This window comes from Planotetraspora mira (assembly GCF_016863275.1).
Taxonomy (GTDB): Bacteria; Actinomycetota; Actinomycetes; order Streptosporangiales; family Streptosporangiaceae; genus Planotetraspora; species Planotetraspora mira.
This window is the reverse complement of sequence record NZ_BOOO01000024.1, coordinates 173,458-199,064: the sequence shown is the minus strand read 5'-3', so window position 1 is coordinate 199,064 and position 25,607 is coordinate 173,458. Positions and strand designations below refer to the sequence as shown.

At 68.8% G+C, this 25,607-nt stretch carries 28 protein-coding genes; 12 read left to right on the top strand and 16 right to left on the bottom strand.

The genetic code is table 11. The features are described from left to right. Positions 1 to 1,068 (top strand): sensor histidine kinase, encoded by a 1,068-nt coding sequence (locus tag Pmi06nite_RS23465; RefSeq protein ID WP_203955232.1) that lies wholly within the window; start codon positions 1 to 3, stop codon positions 1,066 to 1,068. 230 nt (positions 1,069 to 1,298) lie between these two features. Here Pmi06nite_RS23465 and Pmi06nite_RS23460 read toward each other — a convergent pair whose 3' ends face one another. Beyond that, a complete protein-coding gene (locus Pmi06nite_RS23460; RefSeq protein ID WP_275409597.1) occupies positions 1,299 to 1,811 on the bottom strand; it encodes a DUF5994 family protein in 513 nt (170 codons plus the stop codon). A 196-nt stretch (positions 1,812 to 2,007) separates the two neighbouring features. Here Pmi06nite_RS23460 and Pmi06nite_RS23455 point away from each other — a divergent pair, with 196 nt between their 5' ends. Continuing rightward, positions 2,008 to 2,229, top strand: a complete 222-nt coding sequence (locus Pmi06nite_RS23455) for a hypothetical protein (protein WP_203955230.1) — start codon at positions 2,008 to 2,010, stop codon at positions 2,227 to 2,229. A gap of 19 nt (positions 2,230 to 2,248) precedes the next feature. Here Pmi06nite_RS23455 and Pmi06nite_RS23450 read toward each other — a convergent pair whose 3' ends face one another. Then, a complete protein-coding gene (locus tag Pmi06nite_RS23450) occupies positions 2,249 to 2,671 on the bottom strand; it encodes an STAS domain-containing protein (protein ID WP_203955229.1) in 423 nt (140 codons plus the stop codon). 448 nt (positions 2,672 to 3,119) lie between these two features. Between Pmi06nite_RS23450 and Pmi06nite_RS23445 the strand changes: the two genes are divergently transcribed. Together Pmi06nite_RS23445 and Pmi06nite_RS23440 are read left to right on the top strand one after the other, a co-directional pair. Then, positions 3,120 to 3,371 carry a hypothetical protein gene (locus tag Pmi06nite_RS23445; protein ID WP_203955228.1) on the top strand — a complete coding sequence of 84 codons (252 nt, stop codon included), beginning with the start codon at positions 3,120 to 3,122 and terminating at the stop codon, positions 3,369 to 3,371. A 110-nt stretch (positions 3,372 to 3,481) separates the two neighbouring features. After that, positions 3,482 to 3,967, top strand: coding sequence for an RDD family protein (locus Pmi06nite_RS23440; RefSeq protein ID WP_203955227.1), 486 nt, complete (start codon positions 3,482 to 3,484; stop codon positions 3,965 to 3,967). 100 nt (positions 3,968 to 4,067) lie between these two features. On the opposite strand, the gene Pmi06nite_RS23435 is transcribed toward Pmi06nite_RS23440, so the two are convergent. Next, positions 4,068 to 4,568: a GNAT family N-acetyltransferase gene (locus tag Pmi06nite_RS23435; protein WP_203955226.1), complete on the bottom strand. Its 501-nt coding sequence runs from the start codon at positions 4,566 to 4,568 to the stop codon at positions 4,068 to 4,070. 77 nt (positions 4,569 to 4,645) lie between these two features. After that, positions 4,646 to 5,560 carry an SDR family oxidoreductase gene (locus Pmi06nite_RS23430; protein ID WP_203955225.1) on the bottom strand — a complete coding sequence of 305 codons (915 nt, stop codon included), beginning with the start codon at positions 5,558 to 5,560 and terminating at the stop codon, positions 4,646 to 4,648. A gap of 75 nt (positions 5,561 to 5,635) precedes the next feature. Here Pmi06nite_RS23430 and Pmi06nite_RS23425 point away from each other — a divergent pair, with 75 nt between their 5' ends. Then, entirely contained in the window at positions 5,636 to 6,613 is a 978-nt protein-coding gene (locus tag Pmi06nite_RS23425) for a leucine-rich repeat domain-containing protein (protein WP_239114145.1), read from the top strand. A gap of 218 nt (positions 6,614 to 6,831) precedes the next feature. Here the strand turns inward: Pmi06nite_RS23425 and Pmi06nite_RS23420 are convergent, their stop codons facing one another. The 4 genes from Pmi06nite_RS23420 to Pmi06nite_RS23405 all read right to left on the bottom strand — a co-directional run bounded on the left by Pmi06nite_RS23420 (position 6,832) and on the right by Pmi06nite_RS23405 (position 9,574). Beyond that, the gene (locus Pmi06nite_RS23420) at positions 6,832 to 8,001 is read right to left on the bottom strand and encodes an acyltransferase family protein (RefSeq protein WP_203955223.1); all 1,170 of its coding nucleotides are present in this window, start codon (positions 7,999 to 8,001) and stop codon (positions 6,832 to 6,834) included. A 30-nt stretch (positions 8,002 to 8,031) separates the two neighbouring features. Next, complete coding sequence (locus Pmi06nite_RS23415) at positions 8,032 to 8,265, bottom strand: hypothetical protein (RefSeq protein ID WP_203955222.1); 234 nt, start codon at positions 8,263 to 8,265, stop codon at positions 8,032 to 8,034. 67 nt (positions 8,266 to 8,332) lie between these two features. Beyond that, positions 8,333 to 9,067, bottom strand: a complete 735-nt coding sequence (locus Pmi06nite_RS23410; protein ID WP_203955221.1) for a trypsin-like serine protease — start codon at positions 9,065 to 9,067, stop codon at positions 8,333 to 8,335. Between the two features lie 198 nt (positions 9,068 to 9,265). After that, positions 9,266 to 9,574 (bottom strand): hypothetical protein, encoded by a 309-nt coding sequence (locus Pmi06nite_RS23405; RefSeq protein WP_203955220.1) that lies wholly within the window; start codon positions 9,572 to 9,574, stop codon positions 9,266 to 9,268. A 464-nt stretch (positions 9,575 to 10,038) separates the two neighbouring features. Between Pmi06nite_RS23405 and Pmi06nite_RS23400 the strand changes: the two genes are divergently transcribed. From Pmi06nite_RS23400 to Pmi06nite_RS23390, 3 genes are all read left to right on the top strand, one after another. Further along, a complete protein-coding gene (locus Pmi06nite_RS23400) occupies positions 10,039 to 11,376 on the top strand; it encodes a BTAD domain-containing putative transcriptional regulator (protein WP_203955219.1) in 1,338 nt (445 codons plus the stop codon). Between the two features lie 109 nt (positions 11,377 to 11,485). Continuing rightward, positions 11,486 to 11,938: a hypothetical protein gene (locus Pmi06nite_RS23395; RefSeq protein ID WP_203955218.1), complete on the top strand. Its 453-nt coding sequence runs from the start codon at positions 11,486 to 11,488 to the stop codon at positions 11,936 to 11,938. 47 nt (positions 11,939 to 11,985) lie between these two features. Further along, entirely contained in the window at positions 11,986 to 12,432 is a 447-nt protein-coding gene (locus tag Pmi06nite_RS23390; RefSeq protein WP_203955217.1) for a spore-associated protein A, read from the top strand. A gap of 53 nt (positions 12,433 to 12,485) precedes the next feature. Here the strand turns inward: Pmi06nite_RS23390 and Pmi06nite_RS23385 are convergent, their stop codons facing one another. Continuing rightward, entirely contained in the window at positions 12,486 to 12,929 is a 444-nt protein-coding gene (locus Pmi06nite_RS23385) for a cupin domain-containing protein (protein WP_239114144.1), read from the bottom strand. A 45-nt stretch (positions 12,930 to 12,974) separates the two neighbouring features. Next, positions 12,975 to 13,319, bottom strand: a complete 345-nt coding sequence (locus tag Pmi06nite_RS23380) for a hypothetical protein (protein ID WP_203955216.1) — start codon at positions 13,317 to 13,319, stop codon at positions 12,975 to 12,977. Between Pmi06nite_RS23380 and Pmi06nite_RS23375 the strand changes: the two genes are divergently transcribed. Then, a complete protein-coding gene (locus Pmi06nite_RS23375; RefSeq protein ID WP_203955215.1) occupies positions 13,303 to 16,773 on the top strand; it encodes a HEAT repeat domain-containing protein in 3,471 nt (1,156 codons plus the stop codon). The genes Pmi06nite_RS23380 and Pmi06nite_RS23375 overlap by 17 nt on opposite strands. Positions 16,774 to 16,823: 50 nt before the next feature. Next, positions 16,824 to 17,747, top strand: a complete 924-nt coding sequence (locus Pmi06nite_RS23370) for an ADP-ribosylglycohydrolase family protein (protein WP_203955214.1) — start codon at positions 16,824 to 16,826, stop codon at positions 17,745 to 17,747. Between the two features lie 18 nt (positions 17,748 to 17,765). Here the strand turns inward: Pmi06nite_RS23370 and Pmi06nite_RS23365 are convergent, their stop codons facing one another. After that, positions 17,766 to 18,014, bottom strand: a complete 249-nt coding sequence (locus Pmi06nite_RS23365) for a hypothetical protein (protein ID WP_203955213.1) — start codon at positions 18,012 to 18,014, stop codon at positions 17,766 to 17,768. 85 nt (positions 18,015 to 18,099) lie between these two features. After that, positions 18,100 to 18,924, bottom strand: coding sequence for an MOSC domain-containing protein (locus tag Pmi06nite_RS23360; RefSeq protein WP_203955212.1), 825 nt, complete (start codon positions 18,922 to 18,924; stop codon positions 18,100 to 18,102). 242 nt (positions 18,925 to 19,166) lie between these two features. Between Pmi06nite_RS23360 and Pmi06nite_RS23355 the strand changes: the two genes are divergently transcribed. Beyond that, positions 19,167 to 20,084, top strand: a complete 918-nt coding sequence (locus tag Pmi06nite_RS23355) for a TIGR03619 family F420-dependent LLM class oxidoreductase (RefSeq protein WP_203955211.1) — start codon at positions 19,167 to 19,169, stop codon at positions 20,082 to 20,084. Between the two features lie 89 nt (positions 20,085 to 20,173). On the opposite strand, the gene Pmi06nite_RS23350 is transcribed toward Pmi06nite_RS23355, so the two are convergent. Next, a complete protein-coding gene (locus Pmi06nite_RS23350; protein WP_203955210.1) occupies positions 20,174 to 21,058 on the bottom strand; it encodes a TIGR03621 family F420-dependent LLM class oxidoreductase in 885 nt (294 codons plus the stop codon). Between the two features lie 258 nt (positions 21,059 to 21,316). Between Pmi06nite_RS23350 and Pmi06nite_RS23345 the strand changes: the two genes are divergently transcribed. Next, positions 21,317 to 21,946 carry an SRPBCC family protein gene (locus tag Pmi06nite_RS23345; protein WP_203955209.1) on the top strand — a complete coding sequence of 210 codons (630 nt, stop codon included), beginning with the start codon at positions 21,317 to 21,319 and terminating at the stop codon, positions 21,944 to 21,946. Positions 21,947 to 21,973: 27 nt separating this feature from the next. Here Pmi06nite_RS23345 and Pmi06nite_RS23340 read toward each other — a convergent pair whose 3' ends face one another. From Pmi06nite_RS23340 to Pmi06nite_RS23330, 3 genes are all read right to left on the bottom strand, one after another. Next, the gene (locus Pmi06nite_RS23340) at positions 21,974 to 22,411 is read right to left on the bottom strand and encodes a hypothetical protein (RefSeq protein ID WP_203955208.1); all 438 of its coding nucleotides are present in this window, start codon (positions 22,409 to 22,411) and stop codon (positions 21,974 to 21,976) included. Between the two features lie 142 nt (positions 22,412 to 22,553). Beyond that, positions 22,554 to 24,338 carry a pectate lyase-like domain-containing protein gene (locus tag Pmi06nite_RS23335; protein ID WP_203955207.1) on the bottom strand — a complete coding sequence of 595 codons (1,785 nt, stop codon included), beginning with the start codon at positions 24,336 to 24,338 and terminating at the stop codon, positions 22,554 to 22,556. A 531-nt stretch (positions 24,339 to 24,869) separates the two neighbouring features. Continuing rightward, on the bottom strand, positions 24,870 to 25,514 hold the full coding sequence (locus Pmi06nite_RS23330) for a LysE family translocator (RefSeq protein ID WP_203955206.1): 645 nt from the start codon (positions 25,512 to 25,514) through the stop codon (positions 24,870 to 24,872). Positions 25,515 to 25,607 lie beyond the last annotated feature (93 nt).

Below are 25,607 nucleotides of genomic sequence, written 5' to 3'. Positions count from 1 at the left end.
GTGACGTCCGACGGAGAGGCCTCGCCTGGCAGGAAGGCTGCGGCAGGCTCCGGACCGGGCCGGGCCGGTGAGGACGGGATGGCGGGCACCATCGACCAGGTGATCGTCTCGGCCTCGGCGGACGGGATCGTCGCGGTAGACGAACAAGGCATCGTGCGCCTGTGCAACCCGGCCGCCGCGCAGCTCTTCGATCGCCCGGCGCGGAAACTCGTCGGCACCCCGTTCGGCTTCCCCATCGTCGCCGGTGCGGCGACCGAGATCGACTTGATGCTGCCCAGCGGAGGCAGGCGTGTGGTCGAGATGCGAGTCACCGCCACGACCTTGGAAGACGAGCCCCTGTACGTCGCGGCGCTCCGGGACGTCACTCGCCGCGACCACGTCGAGCGGGAACTGGCCGCGGCCCTGGAGCGCCAGAACGTGGCGGTCTCCATCGCGGCCCATGAACTCCACAACCCTCTGGCCACGATCAGCATCCTCGTGGACGTCCTGCGTAATCGGCTGGTCGCGCTCGCCGAGGAGCAGAAGGCCGAGATCATCGACCGCATCGCCGACCGTACGGCTCGCCTTCAAGGGCTCGTAAGGAAGCTCCTCACCGCGGCGACCATCGACGCGACAGGCCCGTCCGCCCGCCTGGAACGTGTCACCGTACTCGAGGTGATCCTTGAACGGCTGGGCGAGCTCGACAAACGAGCCCAGGATGTCCACCTGTCCTGCAGCGCGACGCTGGTGGCCCTGGTCGATCGCAAAGAGTTCTCCGCGATGCTCGAAAATCTCCTGGACAACGCCTTCGCCTACGGGCGGCCGCCGATCGAAGTGTCCGCACGCGCCCAGAACGGCTGGGTGCGGATTCGGGTGTCCGACCACGGGCCGGGCGTGCCTCAGGCTTTCGTGCCCCGGCTGTTCGAACGTTTCACCCGTGAGCCGGGTGTCGGCCAGGAGACAGAGGGAACAGGGCTCGGGCTGTGGATCGTCCGCCGTCTGGCTCAGGGCAACGGCGGCGAAACCTGGTACGAAACGAGCAAGGACGGCGGTGCCTGCTTCTGGCTCCGCCTGCGACGAGCGCCATAGCCACCAGTCCAGAGCGCCCGGCGGAGGCGACGGGTCAGCCAATACGCCGACGATCACGTCTCTCCGGCCTGGGCGCCCTGCGGAGCCGCTCCGGGAAGGTCCGGTCCCGGTGGACCGCGGCCCCTCCGGACCATCAAAGCCCCGCGCGGGTCATCGGGGAAACCGGCGCTATAAGAAGAGCCGATCACCTCAGATGATCGCGGTGATCACTGGCCGTTCTCAGAGATGCCTCACCCGGCGCCGAACCGGCCGCCCTCGTTATCCCAGGCATTCTGTTCCTCCGTTTGGGCCCCATCGGGAGGTACGGCTTTCGCATCACCGGTGGCCTCTGCGAATATCGCCCTTGCCGATTCCTGCGTGGTCTCCGGCGCGATGACCCGCAGGGTGATCGTGTCCCGGCCTCTCATGGTCAGGCTGACCAGCCGGCGGTCCATGGAACGGAACCATCCGACCCGTACGGCCCGGCCAGGGACGGGAATGCGATGCGGAATGTCGTCCCAGGCGTCCACGTGCAGTCCCACCCGGAGAGTCATCTCCCCGGTCCTGCGGTCGACGGCCGCGATGAGGCCCGGGAGTTCGGCCGCCGCGTCTGTCGACCGTGGCCACCATGCCCCGTCCACGGCCCGCATGCGGCCACGAATGGGTTCCAGGCTCAGCCGTACGGCAGGCGCGTGAGGCGGCTTTCCTGAAGGAGCGCGAGCGAGGAGATTCGTAGAAGACGAGGGAATCTGCGTCAGCGACATGATCGGCCGACCTGTCTCAGCCTTGGTCGGGGCTGCGGTCGTGAAACGCCGCGGACGGTGCCGACGCGATTGCCGGCATTCGAAATGTCCTCGGTGAATTCAGCCTACTCTTCGACGGGCCGAACGGACCTGGCGGTCTCGGCCCGACCCACACGGGCGTAGGGTCAAGTTGGGGCAAGCACCCAGGAGGTGCGCGATGAGCCGCACGAAAAACACCCGGCCGTCCAGGTTGCAAGAGCAGGACGACCACCGGCACACGCACGACGTCGAGGACTCCCATGGTGGTGTCGGCAAGGACGCCACCGTTCAAGAGCATCAGGCCCGGCAGCGGGTGCGGCAGTCTCTCGCGCGTGGCGACGAGCCCGAGCCGACGCGGCACCGGCACGAGGCCAGAGACTCCAGAGACGCCGACCACTGATTCCCACCTCGGTCAGCGCTCAGGAGGCGCAGCGCACCCAGGTCGCCGTCCCGGCGCGCTGCCCGGACTGCCCATCTGAGACGTTCTCGTACAGCGTGAAGCCGCGGTCGAGGCCGGTGAGGCGCAGCAGTTCGGCCTCAGGGGGGCGGGGTGCGGCCAGGCCCATGGTGATGCCCATCGCCCTGGCGCGTCGTTGGATGCCGACCAGGACGGCCATACCGGAGGAATCACAGAACGACACCCGGGACAGGTCGCAGATGAGCAGGCTCGTGCTGCGTCGCATGGTGCGGAGGAGGCGCTCGCGCAGAGCCGGACTGGTGGAGATGTCGATCTCCCCGTCCAACTCGACGATGGTGGCGACATGAGCTTTGCTCAGAGGCCCCCGGGAGTCGGCGACCCCGGGGACGGGTGATGCGATGCGGCAGATGTGCGTCGGCGCCATAGTCGACTGACCTGTCTCGGCCCCATTGAGAGAAACCGAAGTTGTTTTTTCGCCTCGGGCGACGCCGACCCGGATGCCAACGCACGAAATTTCCGCGGTGCCGCCTAATCTACCCCCTTCAGGCACCTGAGCGCCTCCGTCGCAGGTGGCAGCCCTCTTCAGGCGACCTTCCAAAGGCGACCAGAGTTGCCTTTGGGACATAGCACGCCCTAATAAATAATGGCTTTTCCGGATGAATCGTCATCGTCGTTATGAGTAACGCGGCGGGCGGCCGACCGGCGCAAAATTTCAGCGGCCTGCCGGGGAACCGCGGAGTCAGCGGCCTGCGGAGTCGCATTCGGTAAAGGCGGAGTATCCACCTGCCGGGTGATCGGTGACGTGCACCCAGCCGGGGTACGTTCACCGTGGCATCAGACAATCCGGTGGAATCACGACATGGACGGGGACCATGGCCGACAGCGAGCCCACGTGCGAGCTTCACCTCCGGATGGCCGGTCAGCCCCATGACGTGACCCTGCGACTGCACGGTGACGAGCCGACCGAAGACGACATCGCGGCATGGATGAAAGAGGGTTCGGTGATCCGGCTCCGCGTCTCCGAGACCGGAACCCGCGCTCAGCACACCATGCTGGTGAACTTCGCCGGCGTCGCGTTCGCCTGGCTCGTGCCGTACAAGGAAGGCAGAGGCATAGATCTCTGAGCCGGAGCGGGACCAGGGCACCCGGGCGCTTCACCGGCCCCGTAGGTGACGGGCGTTCGGCCCCGCGCTAAGGATCGGTCGAACTGCGATCTTTACGGCACACTTGCCGCGTGACCGAGATTTCCTCCCAACTCGTCGAGCAGGGGGCAGGCGTCCTTCGCCGTCTCACGGCCGGTGTCATCGACACGATCATCGTCGGCTTGATTGCCGCCATCCCTACCGCCCTCGTCGGGGACTCCGTGCTGGCCGCCGACGACTCCTCGACGATGAATCCCTGGGGGAGCAATCCGAGCATTTGGGCTCTCGTCGCCGCTCAGACTCTTCTCGGTGTCCTGTACCTCGGTCTTGCACATGCACGCTGGGGGCAGACGCTCGGAAAGCGAGCATTGAAGATCAGGGTCGTATCGCTCTCCACCGGCCGGGCGCCGGCGCTTCACCACGCCCTGATCCGTGCGCTCTTCTTCCTCGGGGCGCCCCTCGTCCCTTTCGCAGGCTGGGTGATCGCCCTCATCGACGCGACGTGGTTCGGATTCGACGGCCGCCGGCAGTGTCTTCACGACAAGCTCGTACAGACGGTCGTGATTGTGAAGGCCTGACGAGAGGCACGGCTAGGCTTCGCGCTCGGGCGAGTGGTCCGGAGTTCACTGCCTGAAGAACCGCTCGAGCGGCGTCACCCGCGACGGCGGGCGCCCGGTGTCAGCCGTCGGCGTGGTCCTCGTCCGGCACCGATTCGTCCGGCGCTGATTCGTCCAGCACCAGCATGATGTGCTCGTGCTCTCCGTGCATCACCGTGCCGGCGCGTCGGAAGCCGCATCTCTCCAGCAGCCGGACCGAGCCGGCGTTCCCTCCGAAGGGGTCGGCGTACAGGGGGCGGGCCTTCTCCTGCCGCAGGAAGAGCGTCAGCGCCTTGGTGCCGACGCCCCGGCCCCAGAACTCGCGGCCGAACACGTATCCGATGAATCGCCTGTCCTGCTCCCACCAGGCCACGACGTTGCCGGCCGGCACGCCGTCCACGGTCACCGTCTGCACGAAGACCGTGGGATCCCCCAGGACCCTCGCGGCCCAGTGGCTCATGAAGGCCTGCCGCTCCCGGGGAGTGAACTTCGACCGCCGGACCGTTTCCGGGTCGTGCTCGTGCTCGAAGAACAGGCTCAGGTCGGCTTCTTCTACATCCCTCAACCGCACGTCGTCGCTCATGCTGAGCGAGTCTGGCAGCGGGCACCGACAGTTCCGCCCATGGCCCTGGCTCACCTGGATGCACGACCTCGCCAGGCTCAGCGATAGCCGGCGACGTCGGCGGGTCTGCCCGCGTCCTGCACTTCCACCATGTACCGCCAGGCGTCGGGCCGGCTGCCGTCGACATCGGTGAAGCCGTAGACCTGGGCGAGCCCGCCGCTCGATAGGGACTGCCCGTTCCAGCGGGCGACCTCGGGATCGGCGGCGAGCGCCGCCACCGCGCGGCCGACGTACGTGGGGGTCTCCGAGATGGCGAAGTGCGGTTGCACCTCCAGCGCGTCACGCCAGTTCGCCTCGGTGACGCCGTAGATGTCGAGCATCATCTCCGAGCGCATCCATCCCGGGGTGAGCGACACGGCCGTCCCGCCGTGCGGGGCCAGTTCCTTGGCCTGGGCGAACGCCATGCGGTTCACCGAGGTCTTGGCCAGGTCGTAGAAGAACGAGATCCGGTAGTTCTCGGCGTTGTACTGCGCGGTGCCGTCGGTCATCTCGACGACCAGGCCGCCCGGGTTCCTGATCAGCAAGGGCAGGGCGTAGTGGCTGGTGATGATGTGGGTGTCGATCGCCAGCCGGAGGATTCGCAGGCCCTTGTCCAGCGAGTGCTCCCACAGCCTCTGATCCCAGCTGAACAGCGACTCGCCACCCCAGATGTCGTTGACCAGCACGTCGAGGCGGCCCTGCTCGGAGTCGACGCGCTCGACCAGCGCCCTCACCTGGTCGGCCTCCAGATGGTCGACCCGCACGGCGATTCCCTCGCCGCCGGCCGCGGTGACCATCTCCGCCGTCTCCTCGATCGTCTCCGCCCGATCGATCTCCGAACGCTGCTCCCGGGTGCTGCGCCCGGTCACATAGACGGTGGCCCCCTCGGCGCCCAGCGCCACCGCGACGGCACGGCCGGCGCCGCGCGTCGCCCCGGCGACCAACGCGATCTTTCCGTTCAACGTTCCGCTCATGACGCCGATGCTCGCATCCGGGTGTGACAGAACCTCCCGGCTTTCATGGAACCGCGTTGGCTAGGCTGCGTTCCCGTGGGCGAACTCCCTGGTCTGCCGGACACGGCCTTACGTCACGCCGACGGTGCGGTGGTCGCCCTGATCGCACCTGACGCAGGTGTTCACGAGTTGCCCGAGTCGATCGCCACCCTGACGACGCTCCGCCACATCGACCTGGACGGGAACGCGCTGACCCGTCTACCGGCCTCCATCGCGGAGTTGCCGGGCCTGAGCACCCTGCTGCTCTACGGCAACCGGCTGGCGGAGGTCCCCCCGGAACTCGGGCGCATGGCGTCGCTCCGCAACCTGAGTCTCGGCCGCAACAGACTGACCGCGCTACCCGGCACGATCTGGAACCTCACGGGCCTGCGCTCACTCAACCTCGCGGAAAACGAGATCACCGAGATCCCGGACGCCGTGGCCGGCCTCACCGAGCTGTCGATGCTGGACCTCGGGCACAACCGGCTCGGACGCGTGCCGGACGCGATCGGCGACCTGCCGCGGCTCACCGGTTACCTCTATCTCAGCGACAACGGCCTGACCGAGGTTCCCGCGTCGCTGGGACGGCTGAACCGGCTCGACTACCTCAACCTCACCGACAACCGCCTCGGCTCGCTGCCGCCGTCCATCGGCGCCATGGCGGCGCTGCGCGAGCTCCGCCTGTACAACAACCGGCTCACCGCGCTGCCTGACACGTTCGGCAGGCTCTCGCGACTACGGGAGCTGCACCTGAAGGGCAACCGGCTCACCACACTGCCCGACTCCATCGGCGACCTGGGCGAGCTGCGCCATCTCGATCTTCGCGACAACCCGCTGGAAAGGCTCCCCGAGTCGATCGGACGGCTGAGGCGGCTGACCCATCTCGACCTGCGTGCCGCGCGTCTGACCGAACTGCCGGATGCCCTGGGATCCCTGCCCGCCCTGGAGAAACTCGATCTGCGGTGGACGAAGCCGTGCCGGCTGCCCGACTGGATCGACTCCCTCCGGCATCGTGGGTGTGCGGTGCTCATGTAGCGACGGGAGCCACGCTTCATCACCCCGGGCGGCTCAGAGGGTGAGCGCCATCAGGATCTCGTCGCGGTCGTCGCCGGGCCCCCGGCCAACGGCCGATCTCCTTCCAGCCCAGTCGGCCGTAGAAGTCCTCGAGCCCCGTGCCGGCCCGCGCCTCGAGGTGAACCGTTCACCATGGTCACACCCTCTCAGAGGCTCACCGGGCAGTCCGGACGGGGACCTCACTCCTTCGGCGTGAGCGCCGCGTGCGGCCTTTCCCGATCGAGGGGCGCTTCCTGCGCGGGCGGCCGGGACAGCCGTCTGCCGAGGCGCTGGGCGGGGGCCTCGATGAAGCGGTGGGTCAGATAACCGAGCGGCACCACGATGAGGAAGAACACCGGCAGGTTCGGGCTCACCCGCAGCAGAAGCGGGTGCAGCAGATACAGGGAGAAGCTCATCACCCCGACGTGGGCGAGCCATCGCGGGAAGCGCCTGTGCCGCAACGCGAACACGGCCGCGAAGAAACCGGCGGCCAGCAGGATCGCGGGCGCCCAGCCGGGGTCGTCCTTGGCGAAGACTCCGCAGGCCAGGACCGTCAGCACCGCGGCGACGGCCGTACGGGGGCGGATCGTGCCCTGCTCGGCCCGGTACACGGCCGTGCCGGCGAACATCATGCCCAGGATGATCAGGCCCTGCCCCGCCCCGATCCGGCTACCGAAGATCACCAGTGCCAGGCCGAGGAGGCCGCCCGCCACCGCGGCGACCGTACGCGTCCTGCCGCCCGACAGCACCGACACGATGACGGCCGCGACGGCCGCGACGCCGAAGACCGCGGCGACCAGGTCGGCACGGCCGCTGATGGTCGGGCCGGGAAGCAGGAATCCGAGTGGTACGGCCAGCAGCGCCAGGCCGATCGCGATCGGGGCCGAACGATGGGACTGCCGCACGGTGAACAGCCCGACCGTCAGCAGGTAGAACGCCATCTCGTAGGAGAGCGTCCACATCACGTCGATGACGGGGGTCACGCCGAGCAGTTCCTGCAGCATCGTCAGGTTGCCCAGCGCGACCAGCGGCAACGGCCGCGTGCTCAGGCCGGAGCGAAGGGTGAACAAACCCAGGTACGCGAGGAGGAACGCCAGGCACACCGCGGTGAGCAACAGCGGGAGGAGGCGGAAGACCCTGCCGATCCAGAAGGCCCGCAGGTCACCGCGCCGCTCCAGGGATGCGGGGATGATGTAGCCGCTGACCAGGAAGAAGACGAAGACGCCCCAGGTGCCCACGTCGATCCGGCCGTCCACGTGAGCCCAGATGCCGGGTGCGAAGGTCCAGGCCGAATGGTGCAACGCGACGGCCAGCGCGGCGGGTCCACGTAGGGCGTCCAGCCAGGCCAGCCGGGAAGGTGTCGGGGCCACCCGCCCGACTTTAGGCGATGAACGGCGAGGCTACTCCCGCGACGCGGTCTCCAGGACCCCGGTGTCGCGACCGACCGCGAGGGACCGGACGGCCGCCTCGATCCGCAGGCCCACGCCGATGATCGCGAAGATGACGCAGGCCAGAACCGACCATGTCTCGGAAGCGAGGGCATTCAGCGGAAGAAGTGCCAATGAGGCCGTGAGGGCGGTATTTCCTATCGCCCTCACGTTCCCCGCTTCGGTCATGCCATTGCGAGTCGACATGGAATTCAGTGTAGATCAACTGGCCGGATGACTATTTCTTCGCCCAGTCGGTGGAATAGGCCCTGATTCAGGGAAGCGTGACGTACTTTCCGAGGAAATCCCGGGCCGACGCGGTGTCCAGGCGATAGTCGAAGTTGGTCGACTTGCACGCGTCGTCGTCTCCGCTGATCGTCGTGGCCACGAGCAGATGGGAGGCCGCCCCGCCCAGGAAGTTCGGGCCGCCCGAGTCGCCGAAGCACGTGCTGCCGTCGACCGACGACTTCAGCGACAACTGGAGCCACCTGCCGGTGAGCTTCTTGAAGGAGATCGACGCCAGGTTGCGGGTGTCGGTGTAGGTGAACCGGCTTCCGTGCTTGCCCTTGGTCGGGGCCAGCGAGCCGTACCCGACCGGGGTGAACCGCGTGGTCGCGAACCCGTCTCCGGACTTGAGCCGATCGAGCAGGCCGGCCTCCGGCAAAGTGGCGGGCTTGATTCCGGCGATGGGCGCGTCGAAGATCACGACCGCCATGTCGAAGGGGTCGGCCTTGACGTCGAACCGCGGGTCGGCCACGAAACGGCCGGTGTAGACCGGGTCTCCCTGCCGGTAGTGGCTGGAGAAGGTGACCCGTGCCGTCTTCTGGCCCTTTTCCCCGCAGTGTGCGGCGGTGAGGAAGACGGTCGGAGAGATGAGCGTGCCGGTGCAGTCGGCCCAGGTGCCGTCGCCGTGGGCCTTGCCCGCGAGCAGGGCGCCCACCTCCGGGTGGCCGGCTCCATCGGCCGAGCCGTTGGTGATGGCCCACGCGGGCGAGGCGATGACAGTCATCAGGGCGGCAAGAATCACCACAAAGGGGACAAAGCGCATTCAGGAACTGTAAGCGTCCAGCCGCCGATTTAACACAAAGCGGACAAAAGATCTACGGGAGATGTCAAAGGGCCCCGCATCGCGGATCACTCCGCCATGCGGGGCCCTTCGAACCGTCGGGCATCGGCGACGCCGGCGCCCGTCCGCTACATCAGCGGATCACCGGAAGTTGTGCTCGTACCTGTGGTGCCGCTGGTGCCGGTGGTCGCGCTCGTACCTGTGGTGACGGTGGTGGTAGCGGTGGTGGCGGTGGTCTCTGTCGTAGCGGTGGTGACGGCGGCGGTCAGGGTCCGGAGGAGTCTTCACCAGGTTCGGGGTGTTCGTCGACGTCGCCACATCCTGAGCGGTGCTGACCACCGTCTTCGGAGTGTGCTGCGCGGTTGACGCTACGGCCGCCGGCCCGGGCCCGAAGGCCAGGCCTGCCAGGAGTACGGCGCCGAGCGGGAGTGATAGTCGCTTGCCGAGCATAAGCGTCTCCTCTCCGATTCGCATTCGCGCGAGGCGATTGCGATGTCCCTCCATCGTTGGCAGCGATGACAGAGCGCGTCTAGATGGGTTGACTCATACCGAGGAGAAGAAACCGGCATTCCATTCCAGCACGTGAGGATGCGTTTCCCCGCCCGACGGCGGCGCAGAGCGCGTAATTGCCCCGGCTCTACTGATGGGATACATCCGGCGGATCGATGTTCGGGCGCGGAAACGGCGAGCCGGATTTCTCGCGCGCGAATACCCCGTCACCGCTTTCTCACGCGCGAATACCCCGTCACCGCTTTCTCACGCGCGATTACCCCGTCACCGCCGCCGGAAACAACCGGGCGTCGTCGATCGCGGAGGCTCAGGCCTCGCTCCGCGAGAGCGCCGCGAAGGGCGGCCATCGCGCCCCTCCGCATCCTGTTGATCATCAGTTGATCTCGTCTGTCAGACTACGGCGCGTGGAATTTCGTGTGCTTGGTCCTCTCGAAATCACGCACAACGGGCGGACCGTCGCCCCTTCCGCCGCCAAGGATCGCGCGTTCCTCGGCGAACTGCTCGCCCACCCCGGACGGCTCGTCTCCACCGACCACCTCGCCGACGCGCTCTGGCCGGACCGCCTGCCCGCCGACCCGGCGAACGCCGTACAGGTGCGGGCATCGCGGCTGCGGGCAACGCTGCGGTCGCTGACCGGCCAGGGGGACGGGGGCGGTGTCCTGCGGACGCAATCAGGCGGGTACGCGCTGGACCTCGACCGGTCGACCACCGACCTGGCCTGCTTCGAGGAGGCGGTATGCCGGGCGGAGGACCAGCCCGCGCTCGCGAGCACGACACTGGCGCAAGCGCTGGCCCTGTGGCGTGGGTCGCCCTTCTCCGACGTGCCGTCCACCCCCTGCGTGCGTTTACAGGTGGCGCGTTCTGAGGAGTTACGCCTGAGCGCCGTCGAGGCCTACGCGGACCTCTGCCTCGCCGCGGGGGCGCCGCCCGCATCGCTGGTGGCCGATCTGGCCGAGCAGGCCGCACGCAACCCCCTGCGCGAACCGCTCCAGCATCGCCTGATGCGCGCACTGCACCTGTCGGGCAGGCCGGCCGAGGCCCTGACCGTCTACGACGACCTGCGAACCATCCTCGCCGACGAACTCGGCACCGACCCCCACTCCGACCTGCGCCGCCTCCACCGGGAGATCCTCGCCGAAGTGCCCGCGCCGGCGGACGCCCCGCAGGACGCCGCGGAACCGGCCGACACCCCACCCACTCCACTGCACGAGCCGGCCGAGTCCCCCGACGAGGCCGGCCCAGCGAAGGTCCACGGCCGTTCGCGCAGAATGCTGGTCCTGGCGGCCGCCGGGCTCGCCGTCACCGCGGGAGTGTGCGGCGCGGTGGTGACCCGGCTGTCCGAGCCCCCCGTCGTGGTCATGCCCGATGATCTGCGGCCGATCCCGGGCGACGACTCCCGGCTGGACGCGGACGTCACCTATCCGGACGGGACGAAGGTGCGGGAGGGCGCGCGGTTCGAGAAGGTGTGGCAGCTCACCAACAGCGGCAGCGTGTTCTGGCACGACCGCTATCTGGACAGGCAACTGCCGTGGGACGGGCCCGACGTGTGCCACTCGCCACGTCGCGTGCGGATCCCGGACACCCAGCCCGGCCAGTCCGTGCTCGTCCGGGTCCCGGTGGTGGCTCCCGACGTGCGCGTCCACTGCAAGGTCTTCTGGAAGATGGTCGACGATCGCGGCATCCCTTACCTGCCGCAGCTCAGAGGCATCTTCTTCGACGTACAAGTGGTCCCTGACCTGTGACTTCGCTTGTAAGGCCCGGCCGTACAGGGAGAGTGCAGAGGTCCTCGGCACGCTGACGGGCAGCCGCCGCCGCAGTGAGGTGGCGCTGTCAATCGAAAGGGATCGCAACGTGGAGAGAAGACTCGCGAAGGCCGCCGGGGCCGGGATCATCGCCCTGCCCCTGGTGTTGGGGCTGAGCGGGCCGGCGCACGCCGAGACCAACCCCTCGTGCTCGAGCGTGACCCAGATCGGCACGACCGCCTATGTCACCACGGGCGGCCAGACGTTCGCCTCGGTCAAGCAGTTCAAGGGCTGCAACAAGAACTGGGCCTACCTGTACGTCTGGGAGGGCTACCGCAGCAGCCACAGCTCGTGGCACGCCTGCACCACGATCGCGACGACGACGGCGGCCGGCGCCGGCAACCACGTCCAGGATGTGCGCTGCAACAGCGGCAAGTTCACCGAGCTGTGGTCGTCGGGTGCCGCCACCCTGTCGGACTGCACCGTGGCCGTCGGCTGGATCGGCTACGGGCCGCTCCCCGAGACCGGTGAGCCCCTCGGCCGGACGAGCGTCCGTTGCTGAGCCGCACGATCCCCGCCCTGAAAAAGCCTGCCGTGAGGATGCCTGCCATGAGGATGTCTGCTCGTCGCGCCGTCACCGGGGCCGCCGCGGTGCTCGCCCTGGCCATGACTCCCGCGCTGATCAGCGCGCCCGCCTCCGCCGCTTCGGCGAGCTGCGGATCCGGGTACGCGTTCCTGGACTCCTATCCGATCAAGGGACTGAACACCAGCCGCACCGGAGGCTACGTCTCGCTGTACTACAACAGCTCGACGGGCAAGAACTGCGCCATCGCCAAGCCGATCGCCTCCTGGTCGGGGCTGGTCAACCATCTCGACGTACAGCTGTCGACGTACTCCTACCCCGGGTTCGTCGACGACGGCCTCGACGCGAACTACCACCAATGGGCGGGCCCGATCTACATCCCGGCCCGGGGTGAGTGCGTCGACGTGGGCGGTTACTTCGACTACGGCGGCGAGCGCTTCGCCGGTCACGGCTACCAGGTCCACTGCGGCTGACATGCGTCCGGCCCGTCTTCCCGAGAAGGCGGGCCGGCTCCGTTCCCGGCCGGTCACCCTGCGGCGTGCCCTCCCGGGGCCGGCTGACCTCCCCCGGCGTCGGGCGCCGGCGCCGCGTAACCCGCGACGGACGGCCAGCGAACGGTGAGCACCACCGACTCCTCTTCCGCGTGCCACGAGTGATCGACGCCATGACCCCAGACGATGTAGTCGCCCTGCTCGGCGAGCACCACGCTGCGTCCCGGCAACTCCACCCGGAACCGGCCGCTGATCAGTATCAGCAGCGCCGTACGGTGCTCGCCGGTCACCCACTGAGCGCGCTCGTCCCCACGCGGGTGCACGCCCCACTTGATCTCGACGTCCTCGCTGTGCCGCACATCGCCAAGCGGCTTGAAGTGCCCCAGCAGCCAGCCGCGATCACCCGCCGCGTCCACGTCCGCGCGGCCCACGTACACGTTCGTCAACGCCGCGTCATCCGCCACCACGTTCTCCGCCACGAGCGGCGACGCTAGCACGACGTCCGTACGGCCCGGCGTGGCCGTTCACTGCGCCCTGGAAACCAGCCTGGCCGCCGTGCGCAACCATTCGATCGGTACGGCGGCCGCTGCGGGATCGTCTCCCGTCTCGGCCACCAGTGAGCGCACTCCGGCGAGATGGATCATGGTCGTGTCGCCGGCCCTGACTCTGATCACGCGGGAGAAACCGCTGTCAGAAGAGACGATCGAGCCGTCGAGGGCAAAGTCGCGGACCCCGAACACCGACGCCCGGCTTGCGGAGAGGCGGGCGATCAGCCACCATCGTCGCCATGACTGATGGAAAGGGCGTTCTCCGCCCAGGCCGTTGAGGCCCACCGAGCCGGCCCACGAGCCGGTGAACGATGTCATCATCTCCGCGGCCGAGTTGCTGGCCCGCGTCGATCCATTGCCCTATCCGCTCCGCATGCGCGAGCTGGCTCTGCATGCCCGGCGCCTGGCAGGTACCTCCTACCTGCGCGTTCTCCTCGATGACCTGTGCGCCGAGGGCGAATATGGGACGCGAACCGCACTGCACATGGCCATGGCGGGAAGAGAGATCGGCTTCATCGAAGACGTGCTGGCCGGGCCCGACATGGATCTGCGCCGCGCGGCCCTGCGGGGCGTGCGGACTCTTCCCGTCCCGGACGAAGCAGCCGCCGCGGCTCTTGATGACGCCCCGCTCGATCTGCGCCTGGCGCTTTACCGGACGCTCCTGCATGGGCGACGTGAGGCACTGGCGGAGGCCCTGCTACCCGACGTCCACGCCCGATGGGGAGACCATGAGGCCGCCGTGCTGCTTCCGGCCTGCGGCGCTCGCACCGTCACACGATGGCTGCCCGGTCTGGCACACGCGGTGACCTCCTGGACCGCCCTCGGCAAGCGGCACCCCGGCGCCGTACTGGAGGTCGCCCACCAGGAACTGTCCACTGGAACCCCCGCGTGGGAATGGTGGCGCCGATGCGGTGCCGGAGTCGAACTCGCTGCGCTCGCCGAGCCGTCGCGGATGTTGGCCCTCCTCGAAGAGCACGAGTTGCGGCACCAGGCTGCCCGCCTGTCGCCGCCTGTTCTCAACGCACTGTTCAGAACGGACTCGGCACGTATCGCAAGAATGATCTCTCACGACACCTCGTGGGGGTGGACCGGTGCCGCGCTGTGGCTGGTCCGCCGCATGCGCGCGCGCCCCGAGTCGGAGATCCTCACGCTCGCACCCGACTCGTACAGGCTTGACGCCTTCCTGCGGTCGCTGCCTCCTGGCCGGCGCGGGCCCGTCTTCGACGCGATCGTGCGGCGGAGAGGCGGCTCCACCGGCCTGTGGGCCATGCACCTGCTAGGTGTGCTCCCTCCCGAACGCGCCGCCCTCGAGGCCCGCCGGATGCTCCAGTGGCATGCCTCCGTGTGGCACTCGGCCCGGTCACGCCTGGACGATCCCGAGCTTCCGCTGAAGCTGACGTCGTACCTTCCCTACGAGGAGGCGTCGGAGGCTCTGAGAAGGGCGGCGTTCACCGGTGATCCACGGCGGCGGGGGCTCGCCAGGACGCTGCTCCTGGAGTGCGCCGCACGCACCGGGGACCGCGCGTTGTTCGCCGCTCTCCTCGCCGACCTGGCCCGGCGGACCGCCAACGAGCAGGATCCCCTCCGCCACGCCCTGCTGATTGCCCTGTACGGCATCGCGCCACGTCTACTGGACGACACCTGCGCGGAGCCGCTGGAGACGCTGGCGACCCACGCGGCCGCGGCGCGGGATTCCTCAGCCGCCACCCAGGCCGCGCTCCGGCGGCTGGCAGGCCGGGTCCTGCGTCACCACGATCCTGGGACGTCCCCCGCGTTGGCCGCGTGGGCTCTGGGCGTATACGAGAAGCTGGTGGTCCGGCATGGTGCGGCCGGACTGGGCTCACCTGATCCAGAGCCGAGAACCCCGCCCACCAGACCGGGCCGCGGCCGTAGACGGCAGGTGCGCCCGCAGAAGGAGCGACACCGGCTGGACCTGGTATTGCGGCGCGGCCAGGAGCACGACCTGTTCGCGGTGTTGCGCCCGTGTCTTCGCTCCGCCCGTGACCGCGGGGAGTTCGGCGTCGCCGTCGCGCTCGCCCGCGTGCTCGGTAGGCGCTCGTGGGCGCTGGGCGAGCTCCAGGACGATCTGCGTGCGGCGGTGCGCGGCGCTCCTGAACCGATTGCCCGTGAGGCCGCGGAGTTGTGGCTGGCCTTCCCTGCCGGCAGGGAAGAACGTGTCCTCGATCTTCTCCGCGAGGAGCCTTCCGCTGTGGTGCTGCCGACCGTGTGGCGCATGGTCGCCGAGCGTCGCACCGACCTGATTCACTCGCTGGACATGGTGCTGGAGAGCCGCTTCGCGACGTCCCCGTGGGTGCCGCCCGTCCGCACAGGCATGGCCGGCCGGTGGACGCCCGCCCAGCGTGGTCTCCTGCGGACGTGGCTCACCTCCATCGCCGACGACGACCGGACCCCTGCCGCAGCCCGCGTGACCGCCATCCAGGCGATGGGCCGGATCGGCGGCAGCCTGGACCGGCTCGTGGCATTGGCGGACCACGAGGACACCGTGCCGGCCGAAGCCGCCCTGGAGTCCATGGCCGGCGCCGACGACCCCTCGCGCGCACTGTCCGTGCTGCTGGGCCACGCCCGTGAACGCTCGTCCCCGGTAATCGTGGCCTCCCTGGCACGTTGTTGCCGCATGGTTCCGCCGTCGCTGCTCGGCCCCGCCCTCGAACGGGCGCTCACCGATTCCGGCGGGAAAGTTTCCCTGCGCAAACAGGTCGTCCGGCAACTGGAACGCAACCGGCCGCCGGGAGCCTTGGATCTGCTGTTGCGCACGTGGGAGGATCCCGGCCTGCACCGCGATGTGCGCGTGGCCGTTGCGGGGGCGCTGCGCCGGATGCCCGAGGATCCACGAGCTCTGGACGCGCTCGGGGCGGCGGCCGACCGGTACGCCGGCGAACTGATGCTCCGCACGCTCTTCCAGGCTCGTCCCGTGGAGTTCGCCCCGGCAGCCCGGGTGGCGTACGCCGATCTGATCCGCCGGCTCCTCGCGGCGGCCGACTCTCCCGGGGTGCGCTTCCGCGGCGCCAAGGCGTTCGCCGCGTGGGCCACGTGGTATCAGGGCGGGTACCAGGAGATCGTCACGGCTACGGGCGATCCGGAGGCCGCCGACGGTGAGACGGCGACGTTGGTGTTCCTCGCCCTGCTCCGCACCGGGACGATCCGATCCGAAACGCTAGACGTCCTGTCGCGCTTGGCGGCCGCCGTCCCCCTCGAAGGCCGGACCACCTCCATGGCCACGCCGGCCAGGGACCGCGTGACAAAGATCGCTCAGCATCTGGCGGGCATGCACTCCGGGGAATCCGCCATCGAGCCGTGGCAGCGCGGGCTCAGCCACGACGCCGTGGACGTTCTCGCCGCGGAGCCGCTTCTGCTGCCCGAGGCGGTCCTGATCGTCAAAACGGCACTTCCCGCACCCGTCGGCACCCACGCGGCCGTCGACCCCTCGGCCCTCGCCGACGGCCTGTGCGATCTGGCGGAGATGCTTCGCGACCGGCCGGTCCTCGCGGCGGCCACGGCGAAAGAACTGTCCTCCCAACGCAGGTACGAGAAACCGGTCGAGCCCAGAACGCTCCTTTCCAGCGTCCGGCGACTGGTCGACCAGGGCCACCTGGCCGCGAATCTGCTCGCCGTCGCGCTCACCAGGGTCGGTGGCGCCCATACCGATTGGGCGGCCGAATGGCGGGAGCTCCTCGGCGAGTTGCGCGCCTCCCCCGACATTGAAATTCGCCAGGAAGCCTGGGACGTCGCCGTGCCGGAGACAGCCATCGGGTGAGCCGGTATGTGACATGAGATCGCCGCGATCGAGTGCCACAATGAGCGGAAATGTCAGCAGATTCCCTGACGCGCGCGACCGCCTCGCTGTACGGCCTGGCTCTGGGTGACGCGCTCGGATCCCAGTTCTTCGTTCCCGCCAACCGCCCCCACCTCACCGATCACACTCCGCCGCCAGGACCGTGGCAGTGGACCGACGACACCGAGATGGCCTGCTCGGTCTACCGCGTCCTGGCCGACCACGGCACGGTCGACCAGGACGCGCTCGCGGCCGGCTTCGCCGCACATCACGACTTCGACCGCGGGTACGGCCCGGCCACCGGTCGGATGCTGCGTCTCGTCCGTGAAGGCGGCGACTGGCGCGCGCTGTCCACCGGGCTGTTCGACGGCAGGGGTTCCTGGGGCAACGGCGCCGCCATGCGCGTCGCACCGCTCGGCGCCTGGTTCGCCGGCGACCTCGCCGACGCCGTACGGCAGGCGGAACTGTCCGCCACCGTCACCCATGCCCACCCGGAAGCGGTCGCCGCGGCCGTGGCGGTGGCCGTCGCCGCCGCGGTCGCGGCCACCCGGGCCGACCTGTCCCCCGGCCGCTTCCTGGACCGGATTCTCGACCACACGCCGCCGAGCATGGTCCGCGACGGCATCGCCGAGGCACGGGCGCTGCTGACCATCCGCGACCCCCTTCTCGCCGCCCACACGCTGGGCAACGGGCGCAACGTGTCCGCCCACGACACCGTCCCCTTCACCCTGTGGGCGGCGGCCTGGCACCTCGACGACTACGAGGAGGCCTTCTGGGCCACGGCCTCGGCGGGCGGCGACGTCGACACCACGTGCGCGATCGTCGGCGGAGTCCTCGGTGCTCGAGTCGGTCTCGACCGCCTACCGGCCTCGTGGTCACGGGAGGTCGAACCCCTGCCCGGCTGGACGCGCGCGCCACGACATGCACGGCCGGTCATGCGAGAGCGCCACCCGTGAGCCGGTCGTGAGGGAGCTTTACCGACGCAGTTCCGGCGGCTCGTTGTCGAGGCCGATGTCGGTCTCCACGTCGTAACCGACCGGCGTCTGGTGTGCGGTCGGATGCCCGATGTCGGTTTCGAGGTCGAAGCCCGCCTGCTCCGCCGCCTCGGCGAGCGCCTCCTCCTCGTGGCGGCGCACGGCGCGGTCGTGATGCTCGCCGATCAACTCGGACAGGCCGTGGAGAGGGCCGTGGTGGTGCTCTTGCTGCGCCTCGGGGTCACTCATGACCGCCATCGTGAAGAGCCTGGAGTCCCAGGACAACCAACGTGAAATGAAGTTCCAGGATCGGAGCGATGTCCGCGGCGGCCGCTCACAACGCGGAGTCGCCCCATGCGGTGACGGTCACCTCGTCGCCCACGGACAGCTTGCCCGGCCGCAGCACCGAGAACTTGGCCCCGAAGGCGACGCCCGATGACGCACGACGGTAGTCGGCTAGCGTGCGGAGGGGCTCCGGGCCCGCCCTGCCGCCCGACTCCTGATCGACGAGGGTGACGGCGCAGCGGATGGCGAGCTTGGCGTAGGCGAGTTCGGCGTCACCGGCCTCGAACCGGCGCATCCGGTCCTCGGTGTGCGCCTCGTCCCAGCCGTCGACCACGATGTTCGGCCGGAAGCGGCTCATCGGCACCGGCTCGGCGCCCCGCGCCTCGATCCGGGTGTTCAACGCGGCCAGCGAGCTCACCGTCGCGACCAGCACGGCGCCGCTGTCGGCGTATCCACAGGTGCCCGGTGTGAGCCCGTCGGTGACGCGATCATGCTCGGGCGGCACCCGGACGAGCCGGCTCGGCCGGCCGAGCATCTCGGACAGCCATTCCGCCGCCGCGTCCCCCTGGTCGACTCCCGTGTATCGCACGCCGAAGAGCTCCACGTCACGCCGGGTGGAGGTCAGATCCACCTCCACACGCACGGTGTCCATGCCGTCCGCGCGGAGGGTGAGCCACTCCCCGGCGGCCTCGATCTCCGGGCGGACGAGCGCGAGCCGCGGGTCCCGCCGCTGGCTGCGGAACACGCCGCCCTCGTCGATCACCATGAACGCGCGGTCGTGCGCGAGACCCGCCTGCGTCATGTCCGCGTCCGGGGAGGACGTTCCGCGGCAGCCCTTGATCGGGTAACAGGTCAGCCCGATCACTGTGGCCATCGTCTCCTCCTGACACCGCTCGCCGTACGCGTTCCCGAGCCCGCGCAGGTCATTAGCCGGACGCTATGTCGCGAACGGTGAAAATAGCTGCGAAATCAGCGCTTTCTAACACGTAATCGTCAGGTTCAATCAGGACACCCCACGCGTGAACTCTGGGCCGATCTTCCCAGCCGGTCCGGGTTAACCTGATCAAGCAAGCTGCACCCTGGAGATCCTTTACGTTTCCACCTCTGAGGAATCACATGGAACTCGGCATCGCGCTTCCGACATCCGGGCGGCTCGCCACGCCCGCCAACATCGCCCGCGTCGCGCAGGAGGCGGAGCGGATCGGTTACGACTCACTGTGGACCTACGAACGACTCCTGCGCCCGTACGCGGAACTGCCGCAGCCCGACGGCTCGATGGCACGGATCCCTGAGACCTACCGGCTGACGTTCGAGCCTCTGGAGACGCTCAGCTACGTGGCCGCCCTGACCAATCGGATCAAACTGGGGACCAGCGTGGTCGACGCCCTGCTGCACCCGCCGGTGGTGCTGGCCCGCCGGTTCGCGACCCTGGACCAGTTCAGCGGCGGACGTGTGATCGCCGGTCTGGGACAGGGATGGATGCCGCAGGAGTTCGAGACGGCCAACGTGCCGATGCGGCGCAAGGGCGCGGGCATGGACGAGGTCGTCGCGGCGATGCGCGCGTGCTGGGGTCCCGACCCAGTGGAGTTCGAAGGGCGTTTCTACCGGATCGCGGCGTCGGAGGTGAACCCCAAGCCGGTCCAGGAGCGCCTCCCCGTCCTGCTGGGAGCGATGACGCCCGCCGGCGTTCGGCGGGCCGGGCGGATCGCGGACGGGCTGAATCCGATCGCCGTGTCGCCTGAGGTCGTGAAGGGTCTCGTTGCCGCCTTCCACGACGCCGCGCGCGACGCGGGACGCGACCCCTCGGCGCTGACCGTGGTCGCCCGCGCCAACGTGCCGTTGGTCAGGGAACCGCTCGGTGAGGGACGGCCGTTCCTCGGCGGCTCTCCGCGGCAGATCGCCGAGGACATCACCCGCCTCGACGGCGCCGGCGTGGACCATCTGATCATCGCCAACGTCGCGGCGCCCGGCGACGTGGAGGAAGCGGTCGGCCTGATCGAGGAGCTCAAGGCCGCCACCGGCGAGGCCGCATAGCCGAACGGCCTGGCCGTCACCCGGAGGAGCGACGGCCAGGCCGGGTCTGCTCAAGCCAGGCCAGACCAGGCCAGGCGGCAGGCGACGCGTCACCGCAGCAGCGGAATGACCTCGGCGAACACCCTCATGTGAGGCTCCAGGACACTGACATAACTGATGCCGAACTCCTCGCGGTAACGCAGCAGGGTGTCGGCGATCTGGCGCGGCGAGCCCACCAGGACGCCCGGCAGCTCAGCCAGTTGCTCAGGCGGCATTCCCGTGGCCGCCGTGATCACCGAAAGATCGATGTCGGCGAGCCGGTTGCCGGCGCCGGCCACGAACAGGTTCAGCTCGATGTCGCCGATCCGCTCGCCGGCCGCCTCGCGGACGCGTTCGACACGGGCGCTCAGAGCCTGCTCCGGGGTGCCCTCACCGAAGCCGGCCGTGATCGGGAAACTGATGATGTCGGCACTGCGGGCCGCCAGCGCGAGAATGCGGTCGCCCGCACCGGCCACCATGATCGGCGGCTGCGGCGAGTCGGCCTCGGCCGCCAGCAACTCACGCACCCCCGTGACGACCTCTTCGAGCTTGCGCAGACGCGACCCCGGCGTGCCGAACGGCAGGCCCGCCGCAGCGAACTCCTCCGGCACGTAGCCGGCGCCCAGACCGAGCTCGAGCCGGCCGTCCGTGAGCCGATATGTGTCGGCCACGTCCCGGGCGAGATAGGCCGGGCTCAACACGCCGGCGTTGAGCACGTACGTCCCCAGCCGAATGCCGGGCACGTCGGCCGCGGCCACCAGCGCCGGGAACGGCGCCACCGCGCCGAAGTGGTCGGGCACCTGCATGACGTCGTAGCCCAGATCTGCGACCTCCTGGACCCGCGCGCGCCAGGCCGATCGGGAAGAACCGACGTTAAGGAGACTGACCCCGAAACGGAATGATCGAGCGTTCATGACAACCTTCCGAAAAAAGACGAGAACCCACGCGATACGCATCCCGCCGAATGTCTCTGATCGGGAGTCGTCGGTGGGGCGGCCTTCGAGACGGCGCACCCAGCCATCCACGCTAGGGACATCCGCAGGCGGGGACCTATCGCAATCGTCCGGGATACATGAGGGATCGTCTGAACTTCTCAGCGCTCCGACCGGCTCTTATAAGGGTTGACGTATATAAGCGCCGAGAGTAGTTTCCGTCGTGCACGCGCTCGGCGTGCGAAGCAGGGCCGTGGGCCCGCACCGGAAGGGCGAGACTCCATGATCGATGTCACCCATCAGATCAACGCCGTGCGGCGGCAACTGGGCACCCGTGTGCTGGAGGCGGGTGAGGCGCGCGTCCTGACCATCAGCCAGGCCTACGACACGTCCGTCGACGACCTCTGGAACGCCTGCACCGATCCCGAGCGCATCGCCCGATGGTTCCTGCCGGTGTCGGGCGACCTGCGCGTCGGCGGCCGCTACCAACTCGAGGGCAACGCGGGCGGCCTGATCGAGCGCTGCGATCCGCCGAAGAGTTACGCCGCCACCTGGGAGTACGGCGACATGGTGAGCTGGATCGAAGTGCGACTCACAGCCGAGCCCGATGGCGGCACACGGTTCGAACTCGAGCACACCGCACACGTCGACGAGCACTGGACCGAGTTCGGCCCCGGCGCCGTCGGCATCGGCTGGGACATGGGCCTCATCGGCCTGACGCTCCACCTGTCGTCGAAGAAGGCCGTGGATCCGGCGGAGGCAGCGGCCTGGTTCGCGACCGAGGAGGGGAAGCGCTTCATCACTCTCAGCAGCGAGCGGTGGGGTGACGCGGACATCGCGACGGGCACGGACGAGGCCACGGCGCGGGCCGCCGCCGACCGGACGACGGCCGCCTACACCGGCGCTGCCTGAACGGTCACCACCGCTTCATGCGCGCGGTCACCACCGGCACCATTCGCGGACGTCCGGCGAGCGCGCGACCATGAGGCCGACGATCGCGAACGCGGCCATGAAGAACGTGATTCCCTCCGGCCGCACGAACATCGCCGCCACTCCCAGGACCGCACTCACGACCACAGCCACCGTGATCTGACTCAGCGTCCGCGTCTGGTCCTTCGTGCCACCCCTGAAGACCAGGTAGGCGAGCACCAGCATCGTGACGGTGGCGACGAGCGCGGCGGGGAAGTTCAGGAAGGGGACCCGGTAGCTGGAGTTGCCGTGGTCATAGCTGTCACGGTTGATCAGCTCGTCCAGATACATGTACGTGAACAGGGCGCTGAACAGCCCCCACACCGCCAGCACCAGGGACACACGCCACGCCACCGCTGGCCGTCGTCGTGCCGCACTGCCTGCCGCCGCGCCGTCCGACTCGGTCATGGCGCCCTCCCGGTACGACCAATATCAACACCGGTTGTACCAAAGCATCCGATCGCCGTCACCACCTGTTTTCCTCGTACGGCAGGCCGGCCCGGGAAATGACCCGGACCGGCCTGCCGCGACATGAGGGGATCGCGTCAGGTCACGGGTAGCTGACGATGGTGCTCGTGCCGTACGAACCGACGACGGGCGTGCCCGCGTCGTTGATCGTCCGCTCGATGCCGCCGCTGCCGTCCAGGAAGACCGTGATCATGTCGTTGAAGCGGACCTTCGACGTCTTCGGCGCCTCGATCCCGCGGTCCGCGCGGATGTCCACTCCCTGGTTGAAGTAGGAGTAGACGCCGAGGCCCCACGCGTCGTGGGACTTCACCCTGGGGCCGACCTTGTACGACGCGTAGCCCTTGCCGGTCGGGCTGGTCCATGCGGCCTGGCTCGGCGGGTCGTAGGGCAACTCGCTCTGATAGAAGATCGTCCGTCCGCGTTCGCCGTTCCAGATCGTCTGGTACTTCTGGTAGTGCTCGACGAACAGACCGTAAGCCGTCACGTCGTCGCCGTTGATCACGACGCCCGTGTCCGCGGTGTTCTGGGTCCAGCCGATTCCGTTGCCGTGGTCGCCGCGCCACGCCCAGATGTTGTCGATGATCGTGTCGTCGCTGTTCACCACGAGGCTCGTCTCGGCTTTGCCGACCCATGGGCCGCCGATCCGGAAGAACACGTCCTGGAGCGAGGTCGGGTTGGCGGAGTGGTCCCGATGGCTCAGCGGGCTGCCGACCTGCACGAGCGTGTCGGACTCCCGCTTGCCGGCGTCGACGAGGACGCCCGCGACCCGGACTCCGTCGACGTCGGCGATCTGCAACGCCGCCTTGCCGGTGTCCGGCGCCAGGCTCGGCATCCCCAGACCCAGGATGACCGTGTTCTTGCGCAGCACGTGGATGGGCTGGTCGAGGTGGTAGACGCCCGGAGTGAGCAGGAGGTTCTTGCCGAGCAGCAGCGCCAGGTTGATCTTCGCCGCGCTGTCGCCCGGTTTGGCGATGTAGAAGTCGTCGATCGACGCCGACGAGCCCTGTTGCTGCTGGCCGGCGTCCCAGGTCGTGCCGGAGGTGTCATGCCGCAGGGCCGGCAGGAACACCCGGTAGCGGCCCGCGTCGTCCACGTAGAGGTAGGGCTTCTCCCGCGTCACGGGGCTGGTCGCGAGCGTCGTGTACGGCGGGCTCGGGAAGCCCTGCGCGGGCGCGCCGGTGACCCCGGAGAACACCTGGTTCCACACGCCGTTGGTCCAGATGTCGCCGAGCACGCTGTCGCGGGTCAGCCACTGCTGCTGCGAGCCGTTGATCGTGATCCCGTCGACCTTGGAGTCGGCGATGTAGCCGCCGCTCGAGAACCCGCCGTTCCCCGGCTCCAGCCAGAGGATGCCCTTGATGTGGACCCGCCGCATCGGTGAGGCCTGCGACACCGCCCACTGGTTCGACCAGTCGGTCGGCGTCACCGACAGGTTCTCGGCGGAGCGCCAGAAGTTGGTGAGCGCGGAGATGCCTGCCGCGGAGCCCGGGTCGGGTTGTCCGACGACCCGCACCGCGCCGTGGACGTCCACGTCGTCGGGAGACCGGCCGAGCCCGGCCACCGTGGTGTAGTAACCGAGTCGCGCGTTGACGTCGTACTGCCCCGGCTTGAACAACACGGCGTAACGATTGGTGCCCATCTCGTTGTGCTCTTGCTGGGCGAAGATCTGGTCGAACTTCGCCTGGATCTCCGCGACGGGCGTCGACGGGTCGTACACGAAGACATTGGGCCCGAAGTCCGGCTGCCTGCTCGTGTGCGCGGCCGCGGTGCCCGTCATGGGCGCCAACCCGGCGGCGGTGAGCGCGACCGCCGAGGCCGTGACGCCGAGACGCCGGATGAAGGAGGTGCCTCTACGTGCGCGCGCCATTCTCCACGCACCCTGATCACGGACTGTTCTCATCGACCTGCCTATCGAGAACGGCGGCCCGACGCCGGTTCCCAGCGAGAGAGCGCTCCCTGGTCAGCGTGAACTCACGTCAGGCCTGATAAGAAGTGATGAGATATTTCTATCCGGTTAATCGCGTCCGCGCCATGGCCACTTTTCTCGTTCTCTCCGCTTCTCCGGGCGGACGACATGCGCCGGGAGTCTTCTCGGGAGAATGCGGCGGGTGTCATTCCGCAGGTCATGCGGGAACGGCGGGGTCGCTCCGGCTCCGTCCTGAGGCCCTGACCTCATGGAGGATCCGCCACCAGGAGCCGTCGACGTGAAACTTCCTCAGAACCTGCTCGTCAATTCCGGTTTTGCGATCCGTCGGGGATTCCTGTCAGTCATCGCATCGGCTCACTCATGAGAAATGGCACAATGCCGTTGACGTGGCGAATTCGCGATGCCGCCCCGGTCGCGCTTCCTTCTTCGCCCGCCGCCTCGAGGCAAGAGAGCGTTTCCCGATGTGGCCCTTCAGCGTTCGGACAGAGCCAATTCCAGACCGAAGCCGATGAGGACCGTTCCGGTGACCGCGTCCATCGAGCGCCGCACCGCCCGCCGGCTGAGCCGCAGGCGCCGCAACAGCGCTCCGATCTGGTGCGCACCCAGGATCAGGAGGGCGAACCAGGCCATCCCCTCGATGTCATGGACCAGAGCCAGCAGGAGTCCCGTCGCCAGGTGCGGGGCGCCCTCCGGAATGAACTGCGGCAACATCGCCGTATAGAAGACACCGATCTTGGGGTTGAGCAGGTTGGTGGTGAGGCCGCGCAGATAGGAGCCGGACAGCCGCACCGCCTGCGGATCCCGGCGCACGGCGAGGACCTGCTCTCCGCGCAGCGCGCGCAACATCCCGACGCCCATCCACAGCAGATAGATCGCACCCGCGATGCGCAGGGCCGTGTAGGCACCGTGAGAGACCGTCAGCAGGGCGGTGGCTCCGCAGGCCGCGGCGGCACCCCAGGCCAGAGCCCCGGTGCTGATGCCCAGTGCGGTGGCGAAGGCATGCGTTCGGCCACGGGTCGCGGCGCTGCGCAGCACCAATGCCGTGTCGAGACCCGGGACGATGGTCAGCAGACCCGCGACGACGGCGAAGGAGGCGATGGCCGAGGGGATGGTCATGACGCCATTGTGCCGTCGCGGCGCGACAGGACTCCTGGCCGGCCGGCGGGTCCGAGGCGATTCAGGAAGGCGGGACCGGCATCGTCTGCGGCC